This is a genomic window from Streptomyces panacea (assembly GCF_040560175.1).
Classification (GTDB): Bacteria; Actinomycetota; Actinomycetes; order Streptomycetales; family Streptomycetaceae; genus Streptomyces; species Streptomyces panacea.
Genome location: NZ_JARJHW010000182.1, coordinates 1 through 14,928, shown reverse-complemented (window position 1 = coordinate 14,928; position 14,928 = coordinate 1). Strand labels below are relative to the sequence as shown.

The following is a 14,928-nucleotide window of genomic DNA, read 5'->3' as shown; positions in this document are numbered from 1 at the left end:
TGTGTATAAGAGACAGCGCCGGAGCTGCGTACGCCTGGTTCAGCAACGCCGGTGACGTGAGCACCGACAGAGCGCAGACGACCGTGATCGCGGCTGTGACACAGCGGCGTCGGTTCACAAGCTCCCCCTCCGGACTTCGGGCGAATACATCTGACTTACTGTCAGTAACTGTTCTCCGCCGACGCGATCGTGCCATGCCGCCCCCCGGAACGACAGGGGGCGGTGCAGGTCGACGGCCGCGTCTACCCGTCAGGGACGAACGGCCCGCCGCTCACGTTCCCTTGAACTCATCCGTTTCGCTGGAATTCGGCGCCAGCGCCCCCCACTCCACCGTGACTTCACCCTGCCGCCATCTGTTCCTGCCGCCACCCGCCGCCGGACCGGCCAGCGGCCAGTCCGCCGACAGATCCTCCACGGTCCTGATCCACCGCTGCCGGGCACCGAGTGAGGCGTACGGGGCCGCCGCCGCCCACGCGCGGTCGAAGTCCCGCAGGAACGCGTGCACCGGCTCGCCCGGCACATTGCGGTGGATCAACGCCTTCGGCAGCCGCTCCGCCAGGTCCGAAGGACGGTCGAGCGAGCCGAGCCGGGTCGCGAAGGTGACCGTGCGCGGCCCCTCCGTACCGAGGGCGACCCAGACATGGCGGCGCCCGATCTCGTCGCACGTTCCCTCGACCAGCAGACCGCCGGGCGCGAGCCGTGCGCGGAGCCGGGCCCAGATGGCCGCGACCTCGCTCTCGTCGTACTGCCGCAGGACGTTCGCCGCCCGGATCAGCAGCGGTCTCCGGCCGTCCGGAGAGTGAGGGTCCGGCGGCAGCGGGATCTCGAAGCCCCCGTGCACGAAGCTGAGCCCGTCCTCCTCGTAGGCGAGGGCCGCCGCGACCCGCGCGGGCTCGATCTCGACGCCGACCACCTCGGTCCGCGGCTCGGCCGCCCGCAGCCGCCGCAGCAGCTCGACGGCGGTCCAGGGCGCGGCGCCGTACCCGAGGTCGACGGCGACGGGGTCGGCCGAGCGGCGCAGTACCGGCCCGTGCACGGCGGCGATCCAGCGGTCCATGCGGCGCAGCCGGTTCGGGTTGGTCGTGCCGCGCGTGACCGTGCCCACGGGGCGGCGGGGCGAGGAGGACGGGCGCGCGGGCATGCGGGTGAGCCTAACGACGCGACGGACAGTGACGAACGGCGGCGGGCGGCGGGCGGCCGGCGGCGGCGACGGGCACGTGGAACGGGCACCCGGAACGGCACCCGGCACCCCGAACCCGCGCCGAGGGTTGAGCAATCAACGGTAATGATTCGGCAAAGCCGGAAATGAAAGGGCGCATTCCGGTGTTGCCGCGTCCCAGAGGGTCCCCACACCCTCCCCTAGTCATGCTCCGAGCGAGAGGTTCGTCGACGTGAGCCAGTACGTGTCCAGGCTTGCCGGCACCCTGGTGTCACCACCCCGGCTCCGGATCCCCGGCCACCCCCGCAAACCGCGGCGCGTGGCCATGCTCAGCGTCCACACCTCCCCGCTGCACCAGCCGGGGACGGGCGACGCGGGCGGCATGAACGTCTACATCGTCGAGCTGGCCAAACGCCTGGCCGCCATCAACATCGAGGTCGAGATCTTCACGCGCTCGACCATCGGCGGGCTGCCCCCCAGCGTGGAGCTGGCGCCGGGCGTGCTCGTACGGCACGTGGACGCCGGCCCGTACGAGGGCCTGGCCAAGGAGGAACTGCCCGCGCAGCTCTGCGCCTTCACGCACGGCGTGATGCAGGCCTGGGCCGGCCAGCGCCCCGGCTACTACGACCTCGTCCACTCCCACTACTGGCTCTCCGGCCATGTCGGCTGGCTCGCCGCCGAGCGGTGGGGCGCGCCCCTCGTCCACGCCATGCACACCATGGCCAAGGTCAAGAACGCCGCGCTCGCCGAAGGCGACACCCCCGAGCCCGCGGCCCGTGTCATAGGCGAGACGCAGATCGTGCGCGCCGCCGACCGGCTGATCGCGAACACCTCCGAGGAGGCCGACGAACTCGTCCGCTTCTACGAAGCGGACCCCGGCAAGGTCGCCGTCGTCCACCCCGGTGTGAACCTGGACCTCTTCCGCCCGGCCGACGGCCGCGCGGCGGCGCGTGCCCGCCTGGGGCTGCCGCAGGACGCGTTCGTACCGCTCTTCGCCGGCCGTATCCAGCCGCTCAAGGCCCCGGACGTCCTGCTGCGCGCCGCGGCCGTCCTGCTGGAGCGATGTCCCGACCTCCGTAGGAGGATGGTCGTTCCGGTCGTGGGCGGCCCGAGCGGCAGCGGTCTGGCCAAGCCCGAGGGGCTGCACAAGCTCGCGGCCAGGCTCGGTATCGCCGATGTCGTACGGTTCTGTCCGCCGGTCGGCCAGGAGGCGCTCGCCGACTGGTTCCGCGCGGCGTCGGTGCTGGTCATGCCGTCGTACAGCGAGTCCTTCGGCCTGGTCGCCATCGAGGCGCAGGCGGCGGGGACCCCGGTGGTCGCGGCCGCGGTGGGCGGTCTCCCGGTGGCCGTACGCAACGGCCAGACCGGCTTCCTGATCCCCGGCCACGAGCCGGAGGCGTACGCCCAGGCGCTCGCCCGCTTCGTCGACCGGCCCGAGCTGGTGGACCGGATGGGGCTGGCGGCCTCGCGGCACGCGCAGTCCTTCGGGTGGGACACGGCGGCGTCGGCGACGGCGGACGTCTACACGGCCGCCGTGCATGATCACCGCGGTCGCGTACGCTCGCACCATGGCTGACGAAGCGCGAGCCGGGGCAGGCGACACCGCCCACGCCACCCACCTCGTGGAACAGAGCCTGACGTCCGCCGCGCTCGACTCCGGTCTGGAGTGGGAGAGCCCGGAGCCCGGTTCCTTCGTCGTCACACTCCCCGGCACCCGCAAGCTCTCCACGACCTGCTCCCTGCGCGTCGGCCGGCACTCCCTCTCCGTCAACGCCTTCGTCGTCCGGCACCCGGACGAGAACGAGGGGGCCGTCCACCGCTGGCTGCTGGAGCGCAACCTCAAGCTGTACGGGGTGGCGTACGCGGTCGACCGGCTCGGCGACATCTACCTCTCCGGCAAGCTGCCGCTGTCCGCCGTCGGCGAGGACGAGCTGGACCGGCTGCTCGGGTCCGTACTCGAAGAGGCCGACGGCTCCTTCAACACGCTGCTGGAGCTGGGGTTCGCGAGCGCGATCCGCAAGGAGTACGCGTGGCGGGTCTCCCGTGGTGAGTCCACGCGCAATCTCGACGCGTTCACACATCTGACGCAGCGCCCGTCGAGCTGACCGCTCGGCACCCTCCGCACGACTCTTCCCTCCCTCCGCCGCGCCGTGGCATGCTCACGCTGACCGCAGACCTGAACTGAGTTCATATATGTGGAGGTTGATGAGTGTGGGGAACGTCCGACGGACCATCAGCAGACGGGGTCTTCTCACCAGCGCCATCGCCGTGGCGGCGGCGGGTGTCGCGACCGGCCCGGCCTCGGCATCGGCGCCCGGAACACTCCGTGCGCCCCGGGCCCCGCGCGTCTCCCCGCTCTGGCGTGAGTTCACCGAGTCGCCGTTCACCCACCCCCAGATCCCCTACGTCGGCCGGGCCGGCCGGGGCGCCGGGTCTCGCCGCCTCCCGCGTCCCCGCGTGGTCGCCGACGTCCGCGCGTACGGCGCCAGGAACGACGGCTCCGCCGACGCCGCCCCCGCCATCAACCGCGCCCTCGCCGACGCGGGCAGGCGCGGCGGCGGCACGGTCCTCGTCCCGGCGGGCACCTACCGAATCGACGACATCATCCGCATCTCGCACAGCGGTGTGGTGCTGCGCGGCGCGGGCAGCGGGCGCACCAAGCTGTACGCGACGAAGAACCTCACCGAGCTGATCGGCCCGTACGGCAGCCGCTTCGGCGGCGACAAGTCGAGCTGGTCCTGGGCGGGCGGCCTCATCTGGCTCGCCCCCGAGGCCCGGCTCAACTCCCTCATCGACTCCATCAAGGCGAAGAAGTGGCCGGTGGAGGGCTGGACGGGCAACGACCGCACCGAGTTCGAACCCCTCACCGCGGTCGCACCCGCCCGCCGCGGCGACCGCACCGTCCGGGTCGAGGACGCGTCACGGATCAGGCGCGGCGAGATCGTCCTCCTCCGGGTGGCCGACGACGCCGACCACACGCTCCTGGAGCACCTGTCGGGCGGCGGCCCGGCGACGGAGGCGTACGACTGGTCCGACAAGTCGAAGCTGCTGAGTTACGTGCCGTACGAGTGGCCCGTGCGCGTCACCTCTGTAAGAGGACGCGAACTCACCCTCGAACGGCCGCTGCCCGTGGACATCCGCCCCGAGTGGAACACCATGATCACCACGCTCGTCACGCCGCTCACCGGCTCCGGCGTGGAGGGGCTGACGCTCGAAGCGGTCGAGACGCCGCAGTCGGCGCATCTGCTGGACAAGGGCCACAACGGCGTCACGTTCCAGTGCGCCTACGACTGCTGGGCGGACGACGTCACCGTCCGGCACTGCGACAACAGCTTCGGCCTCGTCGCCGCCTCCGCCTGCACTCTGCGCCGTACCCGCGTGGAGGGGCGCGGCTCGCACCATCCGTACTTCTGCCGCGAGGCCTCGCACGACAACCTCATCGAGGACTTCTTCATCGGCGCGCGGACCGTCCCGGCCCCCGCGGGCACCCAACTCCACGGCATCAACGTCGAGGGCCTCTCCAGCTACAACGTCTGGTCGCGCGGCGTGATGGAGATGGGCACCTTCGACACCCACCGGGGGCTGCCGTTCGCCAACCTCCGTACGGAGATCACGCTCGACAACAACGGCACGCACGGCGGCGACGCGTCCGCGGGTCCCCTTTACGGGGCGCGGTTCACCCACTGGAACGTCACCGTCCTCAACGAGCGGGCCGGTCTGATCAAGATCGACGGGATCGCGCCGTACAGCGCGACGGCCGGCATCAGCGAGGTGCGCGAGTTCGGGCAGATCGATGTCCCGGACTTCCAGGGCGAGTTGCACGCGCGGCTGGAGTCGTACGGCAGGCCGGGGGACCTGCGGCCGAGCAATCTGTACGAGGCGCAGCGCGGGCTCAAGGTGCGCTGAACGCCCCTACGGGGCGGGTGACTTCGCCGCGTCCGCCACGGGCCCCGGCTCCGGCTCCGGCACCGTACGCGAGTCGGGGCCGGGGTCCCGGTCCCGGTCCCGGTCCCGGTCCCGGTCGAACCCGACATCAACGCCCTCCTTGGGAAGCCCCCGCATCAGCAGCCAGTACCCGCCCGCGGCGGCCGTCCCCAGCACCGCGCACGTACCCCACAGCCAGTCGGCGCCGTAGTGGTCGATCAGGAAGCCGGACATCAGCGGGGCGACCAGCCCGGCCACCGCCCACGACATCGTGTACATGCCCTGGTAGCGGCCCCGCCCGTGGACCGGCGAGAGCCGGACCACGATGCTGGTCTGTGTCGGCGCGTTGATGATCTCGGCGAGGGTCCACACGCACACCGCCAGCGCGTAGAAGGCCAGCGACCCGGCGAAGGCGGTGAGCCCGAAGCCGTACCCCGCGAGCGCCGAGGAGAGGATCAGCAGCCTGCGGGTGTCACGGTGCTCGATGAAGCGGGTGACCGGGATCTGGAGCGCCACGATCAGCACACCGTTGAAGGCGATGATCATCCCGAAGTCGGAGCTGCTGAACCCGTCCGCGCCCATCGCGATCGGCAGCCCCACGAAGCCCTGCTGGAAGATCAGCGCGACGAGGAACGACAGCCCGACCACACTCATGAAGCGGCCGTCCCGCAGGACCGTCCGCATCCCGACCGCCGGCTCGTTCTTTCCGTCCACGAGGACGCGTTCGGGCCGGGACTCGGGCAGCTTGAGGAAGATCAGTACGGCGCAGGCCAGCGTCATCGCCGCCTCGCCCAGGAATCCGGCGAGATAGCTGAACTCGGCGATGAAGCCCGCCGCGACCGACGAGATCGCGAACCCCAGGTTGATCGCCCAGTAGTTGAGCGAGAAGGCCCGCACCCGGTCCTCGGGCTTCACGATGTCCGCCATCATCGCCTGGACGGCGGGGCGCGAGGCGTTGGAGGTCATACCGACGAGGAACGCGACGGCCGCGATGGCGGCCGGATCCTGCATGAAACCGAGCAGCGCGACCGACGCGGCCGTCGACGACTGCGCGATCAGCAGCGTGGGCCGCCGCCCGAGCCGGTCGGTCATCACGCCCGCGCCGACCGAGGAGACGACACCGCCGAGGCCGTGGAGCGAGGCGACGAGACCGGCGTACGACGCGGAGTAGCCGCGCTCCATCGTCAGATACAGCACCATGAAGGTGGCGACGAAGGCGCCGAGCCGGTTGACCAGCGTGCTCGTCCACAGCCACCAGAACTCACGGGGCAGCCCCGAGACGCTCTTCCTGACGCTCTCACCCGTGGCGCGTCTCAGTCCGGCGATGGACATGCGTCATTCCCCCGAGGTTCCCGCGGACCGGCCCGTGGGCGCCGGTCTGGCGGTGTAAGTGGCCGACTGGTCAACCGCAACTTACGTACGCGCGTCCCTCGGCCACCAGTCAATTGACGGCAGGCGTCAATCGGAATCGTTCGATTAGGCTCGGACCCATGGCCGACGCACCGTACAAGCTCATCCTCCTCCGCCACGGCGAGAGCGAATGGAACGCGAAGAATCTGTTCACCGGCTGGGTGGACGTCAACCTCACGGACAAGGGCGAGAAGGAGGCCGTGCGCGGCGGTGAGCTGCTGGCGGACGCCGGTCTGCTGCCCGACGTCCTGCACACCTCCCTGCAGAAGCGCGCGATCCGCACCGCCACGCTGGCGCTGGAGTCCGCCGACCGCTCCTGGATCCCCGTCCGCCGCTCCTGGCGCCTGAACGAGCGGCACTACGGCGCGCTCCAGGGCAAGGACAAGGCGCAGACGCTCGCCGAGTTCGGCGAGGAGCAGTTCATGCTCTGGCGCCGCTCGTACGACACCCCGCCGCCGGAGCTGGAGGACGGCACCGAGTTCTCCCAGAGCGACGACCCGCGTTACGCGACGATCCCGCCGGAGCTGCGCCCGCGCACCGAGTGCCTCAAGGACGTCGTCGTCCGGATGCTGCCGTACTGGTACGACAGCATCGTCCCGGACCTGCTGACCGGCCGTACGGTCCTGGTCGCGGCGCACGGCAACAGCCTGCGCGCGCTGGTGAAGCACCTGGACGGCGTCTCGGACGCGGACATCGCGGGCCTCAACATCCCCACGGGCATCCCGCTCGCCTACGAGCTGGACGCCGCCTTCCGCCCGGTCAAGACGGGCGGCACCTACCTGGACCCGGACGCGGCGGCGGCGGCGATCGAGGCCGTGAAGAACCAGGGCAAGAAGAAGTAGCGAGAAGAAGCGACAAGCAGAGGTAAGCGACCAGCTGTCATCAGCCCCCTGTCGTGCGGATCGTCCGCGCGGCGGGGGGCTTTTCGTATTCCCCCTATTCTCAGTGGTCACTTGCGACAACTCCTGTCTCAAAACTCGGCGCACCGCCACGACCAGTGAAAATACCTGTCGCGGAGTAATGCGATTTCCTGGCGGCGCGGCCCGCGGTGGAGGATCCTGGATCTCCATCGCAGGGGGGTACGTACGGTGTCGTACAAGAGTGAAGACATCCAAGTACAGGTGAGTCGACGGGTGTTGTGGGTGGGCAGTCAGGCCTATCCGCTGCAGAACATCGCACGCGCGTCGACCCTGGAGACGGTCATCAATCGCGGGGCCGCGGTATGGGCTTTCGTGAAAGCCATTCTGACCTGGGGAATTCTGGGCGCGATCGGCTGGGCGGTGCTGGGCGCCGGTGGTGACGCGACTTCGGACATCAGGATCGCGGTGATGGCGGTCATCCTCGCCGTCCTCGCCTACAAGCTGTTCACGCTCGTCCGCGTCCTGTCGACGCCCACGCTCTACTCGTTGGTGATCGAGACCGCCGGATCGCCCAATCACGCACTGACCAGTGACGACAGGGATCTGGTCATCCGAATCGTCCACGACATCATGGACGCGATCGACAACGCCGAAGCGGCGTTCACCTACAACGTGAAGAACTACTACGGCGATGTGATCAAGCAGATCGGGGACCGCAACGTGGGGAAGCAGGCGACGACTTGAGCACGAACAACTACTACGGCGACTCGGTGGAACAGCACGGTGACGGCAACATCGGCATGATCAAGAATTCGGCGCCGGCCGACCCGCAGGTGGCCTTCCGCGAAATGATCGCGGCGGTACAGATTCTGCGGGAGCGGGTAAATCCGGCGGACCGCGCCGTGATTGACGATTCCCTGAACGAACTCACCGCGAGCGAAGGGGACGAGGGCCGTTTCCGCCGGGCCCTGGCCGGGATCGCCGGAGTGGCGACGATGGTCGGCGGGGTGGGCGTCCCGGTGGTCGAGGCGGTGCAGCGGGTCGCCGCCGCCTTCACGCAGTAGTACCCGGCAGACGTGACGGCGGGCGGAGCCCCGTCGTACGTAGCAGGGCCCGGTCCGGGTGGAGGTCCACCACCGGACCGGGCCCTTGTCCATGTCAGCCGCAGCTGCCCCCGCAGGCGCACGGCGCACCCGACTGGCAGCCGCAACCGCAGCCGGAGCCGCAGCCGCAGGCGCCGAGGAGCACCAGCCACGCTCGTTCGTCGGGTGCTTCCTGCTGGGCATCGGTCATGGGGGACTCGGCCATGGTTCCTCCTCGAAGGTGTGCACGGGCGTACGGGGTGGCGTCTGCGTCCATTGCATCCCCACCGTGGCGGGCGCATCAACGGCGCATGCGCGCAGGCGCCCCCCAATACCACCCCGATACGCCCCCTGCGCCCCCAATCGCGAAGGCGCCCGCGAAGGCAACCGCGCAGCCGAAGCGGCGGCCGTCAGGCCCCTTCGACCGGCGCCTCCGCCTGCTGGATCTCGTCCGCGTGCTCACCCGTCACCAGGTACACCACACGCTTGGCCACCGACACCGCGTGGTCGGCGAACCGCTCGTAGTACCGGCCGAGCAGCGTCACGTCCACCGCCGTCTCGATGCCGTGCTTCCAGCGGTCGTCCATCAGGTGCTGGAACAGCGTGCGGTGCAGCAGGTCCATCTCGTCGTCGTCCTGCTCCAGCTGGAGCGCCAGATCGACGTCCTTGGTGATGATGACCTCGGCCGCCTTCGCCATCAGCCGCTGCGCGAGCTGCCCCATCTCCAGGATGGTCGCGTGCAGGTCGTGCGGCACGGCGTTGACCGGGAAGCGGAGCCGCGCCAGCTTGGCGACGTGCTGCGCCAGGTCGCCCGAGCGCTCCAGGTCCGCGCTCATCCGCAGCGACGTGACCACGATCCGAAGATCCGTGGCGACCGGCTGCTGCCGCGCCAGCAGCGCGATGGCCCTGGCCTCCAGGTCGTGCTGAAGATCGTCGACCTTCTGGTCACCGGCGATCACGCTCTCGGCGAGCTTCAGGTCCGCGTCGAGCATGGACGTCGTGGCGCGCCCGATCGCCGACCCGACCAGTCGGGCCATCTCGACCAGGCCCTCGCCGATCGAGTCAAGTTCCTCGTGGTACGCGTCCCGCATGGGTGTCCCTCTCTGGATTTTCCTGCTGGTGGTCCGGGGGTGTCCGAGTACGTCGAAAGGCCCCCGGACAGCGCTGTCCGCGTCGCACGGACGCCGACTGACCGCCAGGGGTCGGGGGCTGTCGAACCCCCACGCTCCCACGTTCGGGCCGCCAGGAGTCCGGATGCTCCCTCCCAAGTGAACCGGTACTTTCTCCACGGTGAACTCTGGGCGACGAGTGTTCGAGGAGACACCTGTACGGCTGGGAGAGTGTCACTCACCCCGCTTAACCTGGGACGCATGGACGTGAACGCGGCAGTCGCCGCATTGGCAGCGATCGCCGGGGCCTGTACCGGCGTGATCGCCATGCTGGCGTTCCGCTGGAGCGAGCGCGACCAGGCCAGGCCCACCCGTAGCTCACTGCATACGGAAGCCGGCCTTCCACCCGGCGTCGACACCGTGCTCTCCGTTCTCCGCTCCTCCGCCGTCGTGCTCGACGAGAGCGACTCGGTGGTCAAGGCCAGCTCCGCCGCCTACGCGCTGGGCCTGGTCAGGGGCGGCAAACTGGCCGTCGACCCGATGCTGCACATGGCACGCGACACCCGGCGCGACGGCGAGATACGCCAGGTGGAGCTGGACCTGCCCCGGCGCGGCACCGGCCGCGGCGAGGCCCTGGCCGTCTCCGCCCGGGTGGCACCGCTCGGCTCCCGTCTCGTCCTGCTCCTGGTCGAGGACCTCACGGAGGCGCGCAGGATCGAAGCGGTCCGGCGTGACTTCGTGGCGAACGTCAGCCATGAACTCAAGACCCCCACCGGGGCGCTCTCCCTGCTCTCCGAGGCCGTCATGGACGCCTCCGACGACCCCGAGGCGGTCACCCGCTTCGCCGGCCGTATGCAGATCGAGGCGACCCGGCTCACCAATCTCGTACAGGAACTCATCGACCTCTCACGGGTGCAGAACGACGACCCGCTGGAGGACGCCGAGCCGGTACGGGTGGAGGAACTGGTCGCCGAGGCCATCGACAGGTCCCGGCACGCCGCGTCCACCAAGCAGATCACCATGGCCGCCGGTGGCGCCGCCGATCTGCGAGTCTGGGGTAACCGCGGCCAGCTGGCCGCGGCCCTCGGCAATCTCGTCGAGAACGCCGTCAACTACTCCCCGGCCCGCACTCGTGTGGGCATCGCGGCCCGGCGCGTGGCCGTACCCGGCGGGGATCTGATCGAGATAGCCGTCACCGACCAGGGGATCGGCATCTCCGAGAAGGACCGCGAGCGCGTCTTCGAGCGGTTCTACCGAGTCGATCCGGCCCGCTCCCGGGCCACCGGTGGTACGGGCCTCGGCCTGGCCATCGTCAAGCACGTGGCCGCCTCGCACGGCGGGGAGGTCACGATGTGGAGCTCCGAAGGCCAGGGCTCCACCTTCACCCTGAGGCTCCCCGAGGCGGGCGCCGGACGGGACCGCACACCCACCGGCCCGGACGAAGTCGCCCAGCGCCGCTTTCACCACGACGTCAACGATCTTGACCAATCGACTGAGATCCCTGCCCCGGAGGTCCTTCCGTGACCCGAGTGCTCGTCGTCGAGGATGAGGAATCCTTCAGCGACGCCCTTTCCTACATGCTCCGCAAGGAAGGCTTCGAGGTCGCCATCGCGACCACCGGGCCCGCGGGGCTCGACGAGTTCGAACGCAACGGCGCCGATCTCGTCCTCCTCGACCTGATGCTGCCCGGCCTGCCCGGCACCGAGGTGTGCCGACAGCTGCGCGGGAAGTCCAATGTCCCGGTGATCATGGTGACCGCCAAGGACAGCGAGATCGACAAGGTCGTCGGCCTGGAAATAGGAGCCGACGACTATGTGACCAAGCCCTTCTCCTCGCGGGAGCTGGTGGCGCGCATCCGCGCGGTGCTGCGCCGCAGGGGCGAGCCGGAGGAGGTCGCGCCGGCCGCTCTGGAGGCGGGGCCCGTCCGGATGGACGTGGACCGCCACGTCGTGACGGTCTCCGGCGGCAAGGTCGACCTGCCGCTCAAGGAGTTCGACCTCCTGGAGATGCTGCTGCGCAACGCGGGCCGCGTGCTGACCCGTATGCAGCTCATCGACCGGGTCTGGGGCGCGGACTACGTGGGGGACACCAAGACCCTCGACGTCCACGTCAAGCGGCTGCGGGCCAAGATCGAGCCGGACCCCGGCGCGCCGCGGTATCTGGTGACGGTGCGCGGTCTCGGCTACAAGTTCGAGCCGTAAACCGGCATCCCCGACCGCATCCGTCACGCGTGAGGGCGCCGCACCGGCATCCGGTGCGGCGCCCTCACGCGTACGACGGCGAGCCGGCGATCGGTGCCCGGCGATCAGTGCCCGGTGTTCGTGGACGCCGATGCGGCGTCCGTCGGCGTGGACGAGTCGCCCTGCTCGGTGCCCTGGTCCGCGCCTTCGGCGGTGCCCTCTTCGGGGGTGCCCTCGGCGTCGTCGCCGCCGGGTGTCCCCGTCTCCCCGCCGGTGGTGCCCGACGGCGTCCCCGAAGGGGATCCGCTCGGCTTCTCCGAGGGACTCGCCGACGGCGAAGGCAGCGCGCTCGGCCCGAAGCCGGTGAACGGGCCGGTCGCCGGCACCACGAAGGCGTCGAGCTCGACGTCGCCGGTGTCGCTGAACTGGAACACGACCCGCTGGGCGTCGCCGTTCCGCGCCGCCTCGTCGCCACCGTCGATCACGGCGGAGGCGTTGCCCTCGCCGCCGATGAGGACGGAGCCGTTGGCGGGCACCGTGACCGGTCCCTTGCCCTTGGCCGGGGTGATCTTCACCGTCGCGCCGCTGCCCGGCAGCGTGATCGCGTCGAGTGTCTGCTGGCTGCGGCCGTTGTTGAAGAGCTTCGCCGTGACGGCGGCGGGCCCCTCGGCGCCGGCCTTCGGCTGCGTGACGACCGTGGCGTTCTGGATGGTGATGTCGCCGATCGAGGTCGCGGCGTTGTCAGGTCGGACGCCGAGCGTCTGCGCGTCGTTGCCGGCACCGCACGCGGCGAGCGAGGCGATCGAGAACGCGATGGCAGACGCGGCGAGGGTGCCGCGTCGAAGGCTGCGGCTCACGGTGGCGGCAACTCCTTGGACGTACGGGCGGGCTGCGGACGGCTAACGATGGTTCAGCGCGCTCAGGTTACCGAGCCCCCGTCACGCCTCCGCACCCGACCCGCCCTCAACTGCGCCCGGCAGGCTCGGCGGAGATCCGCGCACAGGACGGACCGGGGCTGAGCGCAGGCCGCGCGCAGGGCCGCGCGCGGGACGGAGTGGCGGGTGGAGTGATGGGCGGAAGTAAGTGTGGACGGCATGTTTAGTACGTCGTTCACATAAGTCCGGTGATCAATTCCCCGACCCGACACACATTCCTTACGAATAGCGCCGCATAGAGCCGCGGGGACTTCGGTGATCAAATTCGGATTGGGTTCACACTTCCGTCCGTACGCGTGACCGACATCCGAACGGAGCATGGGAAGTTCAGCCCTCGGAACCAGACAAATGTGGAGGTTCACCCCATCGGGATAGGGTTCGAGGCGGTGGAACGGGTGTGTTTCCGTCCGGCTTCGCAGCGGCTCCCACCTGCGAATACCCGCTTCCGGAAGCCGCTCGCAGCACGTTCCTATTGCTGTTGTCAAGCCCCGAGATGCGCCCTGACCTGCGAAAACGCCATTCAGAAGAAGCCGTTCCCGTGTTACCCTGGATAGCCACGGAAGGGGTACCTGTCACATGACGTTCAAGGTTGGCGACACCGTGGTCTATCCCCATCACGGGGCCGCGCTGATCGAGGCTATCGAAACTCGTCAGATCAAAGGCGTGGACAAGACCTACTTGGTGCTCAAGGTCGCCCAGGGCGACCTGACGGTTCGTGTCCCGGCGGACAATGCGGAGTTCGTCGGAGTGCGCGACGTGGTCGGTCAGGATGGGCTGGACCGGGTCTTCGAGGTGCTGAGGGCTCCGTACGCAGAAGAGCCGACGAACTGGTCCCGGCGCTACAAGGCAAATCTTGAGAAGCTCGCCTCCGGCGATGTCATCAAGGTCGCCGAAGTGGTCCGTGACCTCTGGCGTCGGGAACGAGAGCGTGGACTGTCCGCAGGTGAGAAGCGCATGCTCGCCAAGGCGCGCCAGATTCTGGTGAGCGAGCTGGCTCTCGCGGAGAACACGAACGAGGACAAGGCCGAGGCTCTGCTCGACGAGGTTCTCGCGTCCTGACCGGGTCCTGACCCGGGCGTCCCGGCTGTCCTACACGGTCGATGTGCCCGTCTTCGGCGCATCCACACCGATCAGCAGCCGGGCGTGAACCAGGCCATGCATGAATTGCATCAATGCCGCGGTGCCCGCTGACCAGCAGTGATTCCCATGCTGCGTCGCCGGGCACTGCGGCATGCCCACGGAGCCTCACTCCTTGGTGAACCTCACAACCGGAGCCTCTTCACGAGGCCCACAAGACCCATCTGGCCCTAAGATCTATTCGGCTGTGACACCCCGTCACACCTCACACCCACCGAATTCCCCGCCCGATCCCGGTTCGATCCTGGTGTGCCGGGCCCGGGGCAGCTGGCGCAGCTGGTCTCGACCAGTGTCACGGAAGGGTCCGGTCAAGGTGCCGCGCCCGGCACGCTTGAGGCCATACCCATGTCGGCCGAGGAAACAAACCTGCCGGAGTGCAACCGATGTCAGACGAATCGAGCCGACACCGCACCGCCGCCGTGATCCCCGCGGCGGGCCGTGGCATACGACTCGGCCCCGGCGCCCCCAAGGCGCTCCGCAGCCTGGGCGGCACCCCGATGCTGGTCCACGCGGTACGGGCCATGGCGGCCTCCCGCGCGGTCTCCCTCGTGGTCGTGGTGGCCCCGCCCGAAGACACCGCGGCGGTGAAGCTGCTCCTCGACGAGCACTCGCTGCCCGTACGCACCGACTACCTCGTGGTGCCCGGCGGCGAGACCCGCCAGGAGTCCGTACGGCGCGGCGTGGAGGCCCTGCCGGACGACATCACCACCGTTCTCGTCCACGACGCGGCCCGGCCGCTCGTACCGGTCGACACCGTGGACGCGGTGGTCGACGCCGTACGGGCCGGAGCGCCCGCCGTCGTCCCCGCCCTGCCGCTCGCCGACACCGTCAAAGAGGTCGAGCCGGGCGGGAAGGACCAGCCCGAGCCGGTCGTCGCCACCCCCGAGCGGGCCAGGCTGCGCGCCGTACAGACCCCGCAGGGCTTCGACCGGGACACGCTCGTACGCGCGCATCTGAGCGTGCCGTCCGCCGGCCAGGGCGCCACGGACGACGCGGGGCTCGTCGAACAGCTCGGTGAGCCCGTCGTGGTCGTGCCCGGCCACGAGGAGGCGTTCAAGGTGACCCGGCCGCTGGACCTGGTGCTGGCCGAGGCCGTACTCGCCCGCAGGAGGGCCAACGATGGATTCTGACC

At 69.8% G+C, this 14,928-nt stretch carries 16 protein-coding genes; 10 read left to right on the top strand and 6 right to left on the bottom strand.

Features of this window, described 5'->3' with window-relative positions; all coding sequences use genetic code 11:
- Nucleotides 1–271: 271 nt before the first annotated feature.
- The gene (locus P3L51_RS29835) at nucleotides 272–1,141 is read right to left on the bottom strand and encodes a class I SAM-dependent methyltransferase (protein ID WP_354608436.1); all 870 of its coding nucleotides are present in this window, start codon (nucleotides 1,139–1,141) and stop codon (nucleotides 272–274) included.
- Nucleotides 1,142–1,391: 250 nt separating this feature from the next.
- On the opposite strand from P3L51_RS29835, the gene mshA reads away from it, so the two are divergent.
- The 3 genes from mshA to P3L51_RS29820 all read left to right on the top strand — a co-directional run bounded on the left by mshA (nucleotide 1,392) and on the right by P3L51_RS29820 (nucleotide 5,065).
- A complete protein-coding gene (mshA, locus tag P3L51_RS29830) occupies nucleotides 1,392–2,735 on the top strand; it encodes a D-inositol-3-phosphate glycosyltransferase (protein ID WP_354608435.1) in 1,344 nt (447 codons plus the stop codon).
- Nucleotides 2,728–3,264 carry a type III secretion system chaperone family protein gene (locus P3L51_RS29825; protein ID WP_354608434.1) on the top strand — a complete coding sequence of 179 codons (537 nt, stop codon included), beginning with the start codon at nucleotides 2,728–2,730 and terminating at the stop codon, nucleotides 3,262–3,264. The genes mshA and P3L51_RS29825 overlap by 8 nt, the downstream gene beginning before the upstream one ends.
- Before the next feature lie 100 nt (nucleotides 3,265–3,364).
- Nucleotides 3,365–5,065: a glycosyl hydrolase family 28-related protein gene (locus tag P3L51_RS29820; protein ID WP_354608433.1), complete on the top strand. Its 1,701-nt coding sequence runs from the start codon at nucleotides 3,365–3,367 to the stop codon at nucleotides 5,063–5,065.
- Between the two features lie 6 nt (nucleotides 5,066–5,071).
- Here P3L51_RS29820 and P3L51_RS29815 read toward each other — a convergent pair whose 3' ends face one another.
- Nucleotides 5,072–6,415, bottom strand: coding sequence for an MDR family MFS transporter (locus P3L51_RS29815; protein WP_354608432.1), 1,344 nt, complete (start codon nucleotides 6,413–6,415; stop codon nucleotides 5,072–5,074).
- Nucleotides 6,416–6,573: 158 nt separating this feature from the next.
- On the opposite strand from P3L51_RS29815, the gene P3L51_RS29810 reads away from it, so the two are divergent.
- The 3 genes from P3L51_RS29810 (at nucleotide 6,574) to P3L51_RS29800 (ending at nucleotide 8,417) form a co-directional block, all read left to right on the top strand.
- Entirely contained in the window at nucleotides 6,574–7,335 is a 762-nt protein-coding gene (locus P3L51_RS29810; protein ID WP_354608431.1) for a phosphoglyceromutase, read from the top strand.
- Nucleotides 7,336–7,581: 246 nt separating this feature from the next.
- Nucleotides 7,582–8,097 (top strand): DUF6232 family protein, encoded by a 516-nt coding sequence (locus P3L51_RS29805; RefSeq protein WP_354608430.1) that lies wholly within the window; start codon nucleotides 7,582–7,584, stop codon nucleotides 8,095–8,097.
- Nucleotides 8,094–8,417, top strand: a complete 324-nt coding sequence (locus tag P3L51_RS29800; protein WP_354608429.1) for a hypothetical protein — start codon at nucleotides 8,094–8,096, stop codon at nucleotides 8,415–8,417. Before P3L51_RS29805 ends, P3L51_RS29800 begins: the two co-directional genes overlap by 4 nt.
- A gap of 94 nt (nucleotides 8,418–8,511) precedes the next feature.
- On the opposite strand, the gene P3L51_RS29795 is transcribed toward P3L51_RS29800, so the two are convergent.
- Together P3L51_RS29795 and phoU are read right to left on the bottom strand one after the other, a co-directional pair.
- Entirely contained in the window at nucleotides 8,512–8,661 is a 150-nt protein-coding gene (locus P3L51_RS29795; protein ID WP_354608428.1) for a hypothetical protein, read from the bottom strand.
- 184 nt (nucleotides 8,662–8,845) lie between these two features.
- A complete protein-coding gene (phoU, locus tag P3L51_RS29790) occupies nucleotides 8,846–9,526 on the bottom strand; it encodes a phosphate signaling complex protein PhoU (protein WP_078076550.1) in 681 nt (226 codons plus the stop codon).
- A gap of 279 nt (nucleotides 9,527–9,805) precedes the next feature.
- Here phoU and phoR point away from each other — a divergent pair, with 279 nt between their 5' ends.
- Nucleotides 9,806–11,068 (top strand): two-component system sensor histidine kinase PhoR, encoded by a 1,263-nt coding sequence (phoR, locus tag P3L51_RS29785; RefSeq protein WP_354608427.1) that lies wholly within the window; start codon nucleotides 9,806–9,808, stop codon nucleotides 11,066–11,068.
- Nucleotides 11,065–11,745 (top strand): two-component system response regulator PhoP, encoded by a 681-nt coding sequence (gene phoP, locus P3L51_RS29780; RefSeq protein ID WP_189110519.1) that lies wholly within the window; start codon nucleotides 11,065–11,067, stop codon nucleotides 11,743–11,745. The genes phoR and phoP overlap by 4 nt, the downstream gene beginning before the upstream one ends.
- Nucleotides 11,746–11,849: 104 nt before the next feature.
- Here phoP and P3L51_RS29775 read toward each other — a convergent pair whose 3' ends face one another.
- Nucleotides 11,850–12,581, bottom strand: coding sequence for a copper chaperone PCu(A)C domain-containing protein (locus tag P3L51_RS29775; protein ID WP_354608426.1), 732 nt, complete (start codon nucleotides 12,579–12,581; stop codon nucleotides 11,850–11,852).
- A 654-nt stretch (nucleotides 12,582–13,235) separates the two neighbouring features.
- Between P3L51_RS29775 and P3L51_RS29770 the strand changes: the two genes are divergently transcribed.
- Nucleotides 13,236–13,718 (top strand): CarD family transcriptional regulator, encoded by a 483-nt coding sequence (locus P3L51_RS29770; RefSeq protein ID WP_003953493.1) that lies wholly within the window; start codon nucleotides 13,236–13,238, stop codon nucleotides 13,716–13,718.
- Nucleotides 13,719–13,748: 30 nt separating this feature from the next.
- Here P3L51_RS29770 and P3L51_RS29765 read toward each other — a convergent pair whose 3' ends face one another.
- Nucleotides 13,749–13,898, bottom strand: coding sequence for a hypothetical protein (locus P3L51_RS29765; RefSeq protein WP_354608425.1), 150 nt, complete (start codon nucleotides 13,896–13,898; stop codon nucleotides 13,749–13,751).
- Nucleotides 13,899–14,179: 281 nt separating this feature from the next.
- Here P3L51_RS29765 and ispD point away from each other — a divergent pair, with 281 nt between their 5' ends.
- The gene (gene ispD / locus P3L51_RS29760; protein WP_354608424.1) at nucleotides 14,180–14,926 is read left to right on the top strand and encodes a 2-C-methyl-D-erythritol 4-phosphate cytidylyltransferase; all 747 of its coding nucleotides are present in this window, start codon (nucleotides 14,180–14,182) and stop codon (nucleotides 14,924–14,926) included.
- Nucleotides 14,927–14,928 lie beyond the last annotated feature (2 nt).

What these genes read in the sequence shown, in the direction of transcription:
- P3L51_RS29810 (WP_354608431.1), top strand. Translation starts at nt 6,574, where the DNA reads ATGGCCGACGCACCGTACAAGCTCATCCTCCTCCGCCACGGCGAGAGC.
- P3L51_RS29825 (WP_354608434.1), top strand. Translation starts at nt 2,728, where the DNA reads ATGGCTGACGAAGCGCGAGCCGGGGCAGGCGACACCGCCCACGCCACC.
- P3L51_RS29770 (WP_003953493.1), top strand. Translation starts at nt 13,236, where the DNA reads ATGACGTTCAAGGTTGGCGACACCGTGGTCTATCCCCATCACGGGGCC.
- P3L51_RS29820 (WP_354608433.1), top strand. Translation starts at nt 3,365, where the DNA reads ATGAGTGTGGGGAACGTCCGACGGACCATCAGCAGACGGGGTCTTCTC.
- phoU (WP_078076550.1), bottom strand. Translation starts at nt 9,526, where the DNA reads ATGCGGGACGCGTACCACGAGGAACTTGACTCGATCGGCGAGGGCCTG.
- P3L51_RS29835 (WP_354608436.1), bottom strand. Translation starts at nt 1,141, where the DNA reads ATGCCCGCGCGCCCGTCCTCCTCGCCCCGCCGCCCCGTGGGCACGGTC.
- P3L51_RS29815 (WP_354608432.1), bottom strand. Translation starts at nt 6,415, where the DNA reads ATGTCCATCGCCGGACTGAGACGCGCCACGGGTGAGAGCGTCAGGAAG.
- phoR (WP_354608427.1), top strand. Translation starts at nt 9,806, where the DNA reads ATGGACGTGAACGCGGCAGTCGCCGCATTGGCAGCGATCGCCGGGGCC.
- P3L51_RS29795 (WP_354608428.1), bottom strand. Translation starts at nt 8,661, where the DNA reads ATGGCCGAGTCCCCCATGACCGATGCCCAGCAGGAAGCACCCGACGAA.
- ispD (WP_354608424.1), top strand. Translation starts at nt 14,180, where the DNA reads ATGTCAGACGAATCGAGCCGACACCGCACCGCCGCCGTGATCCCCGCG.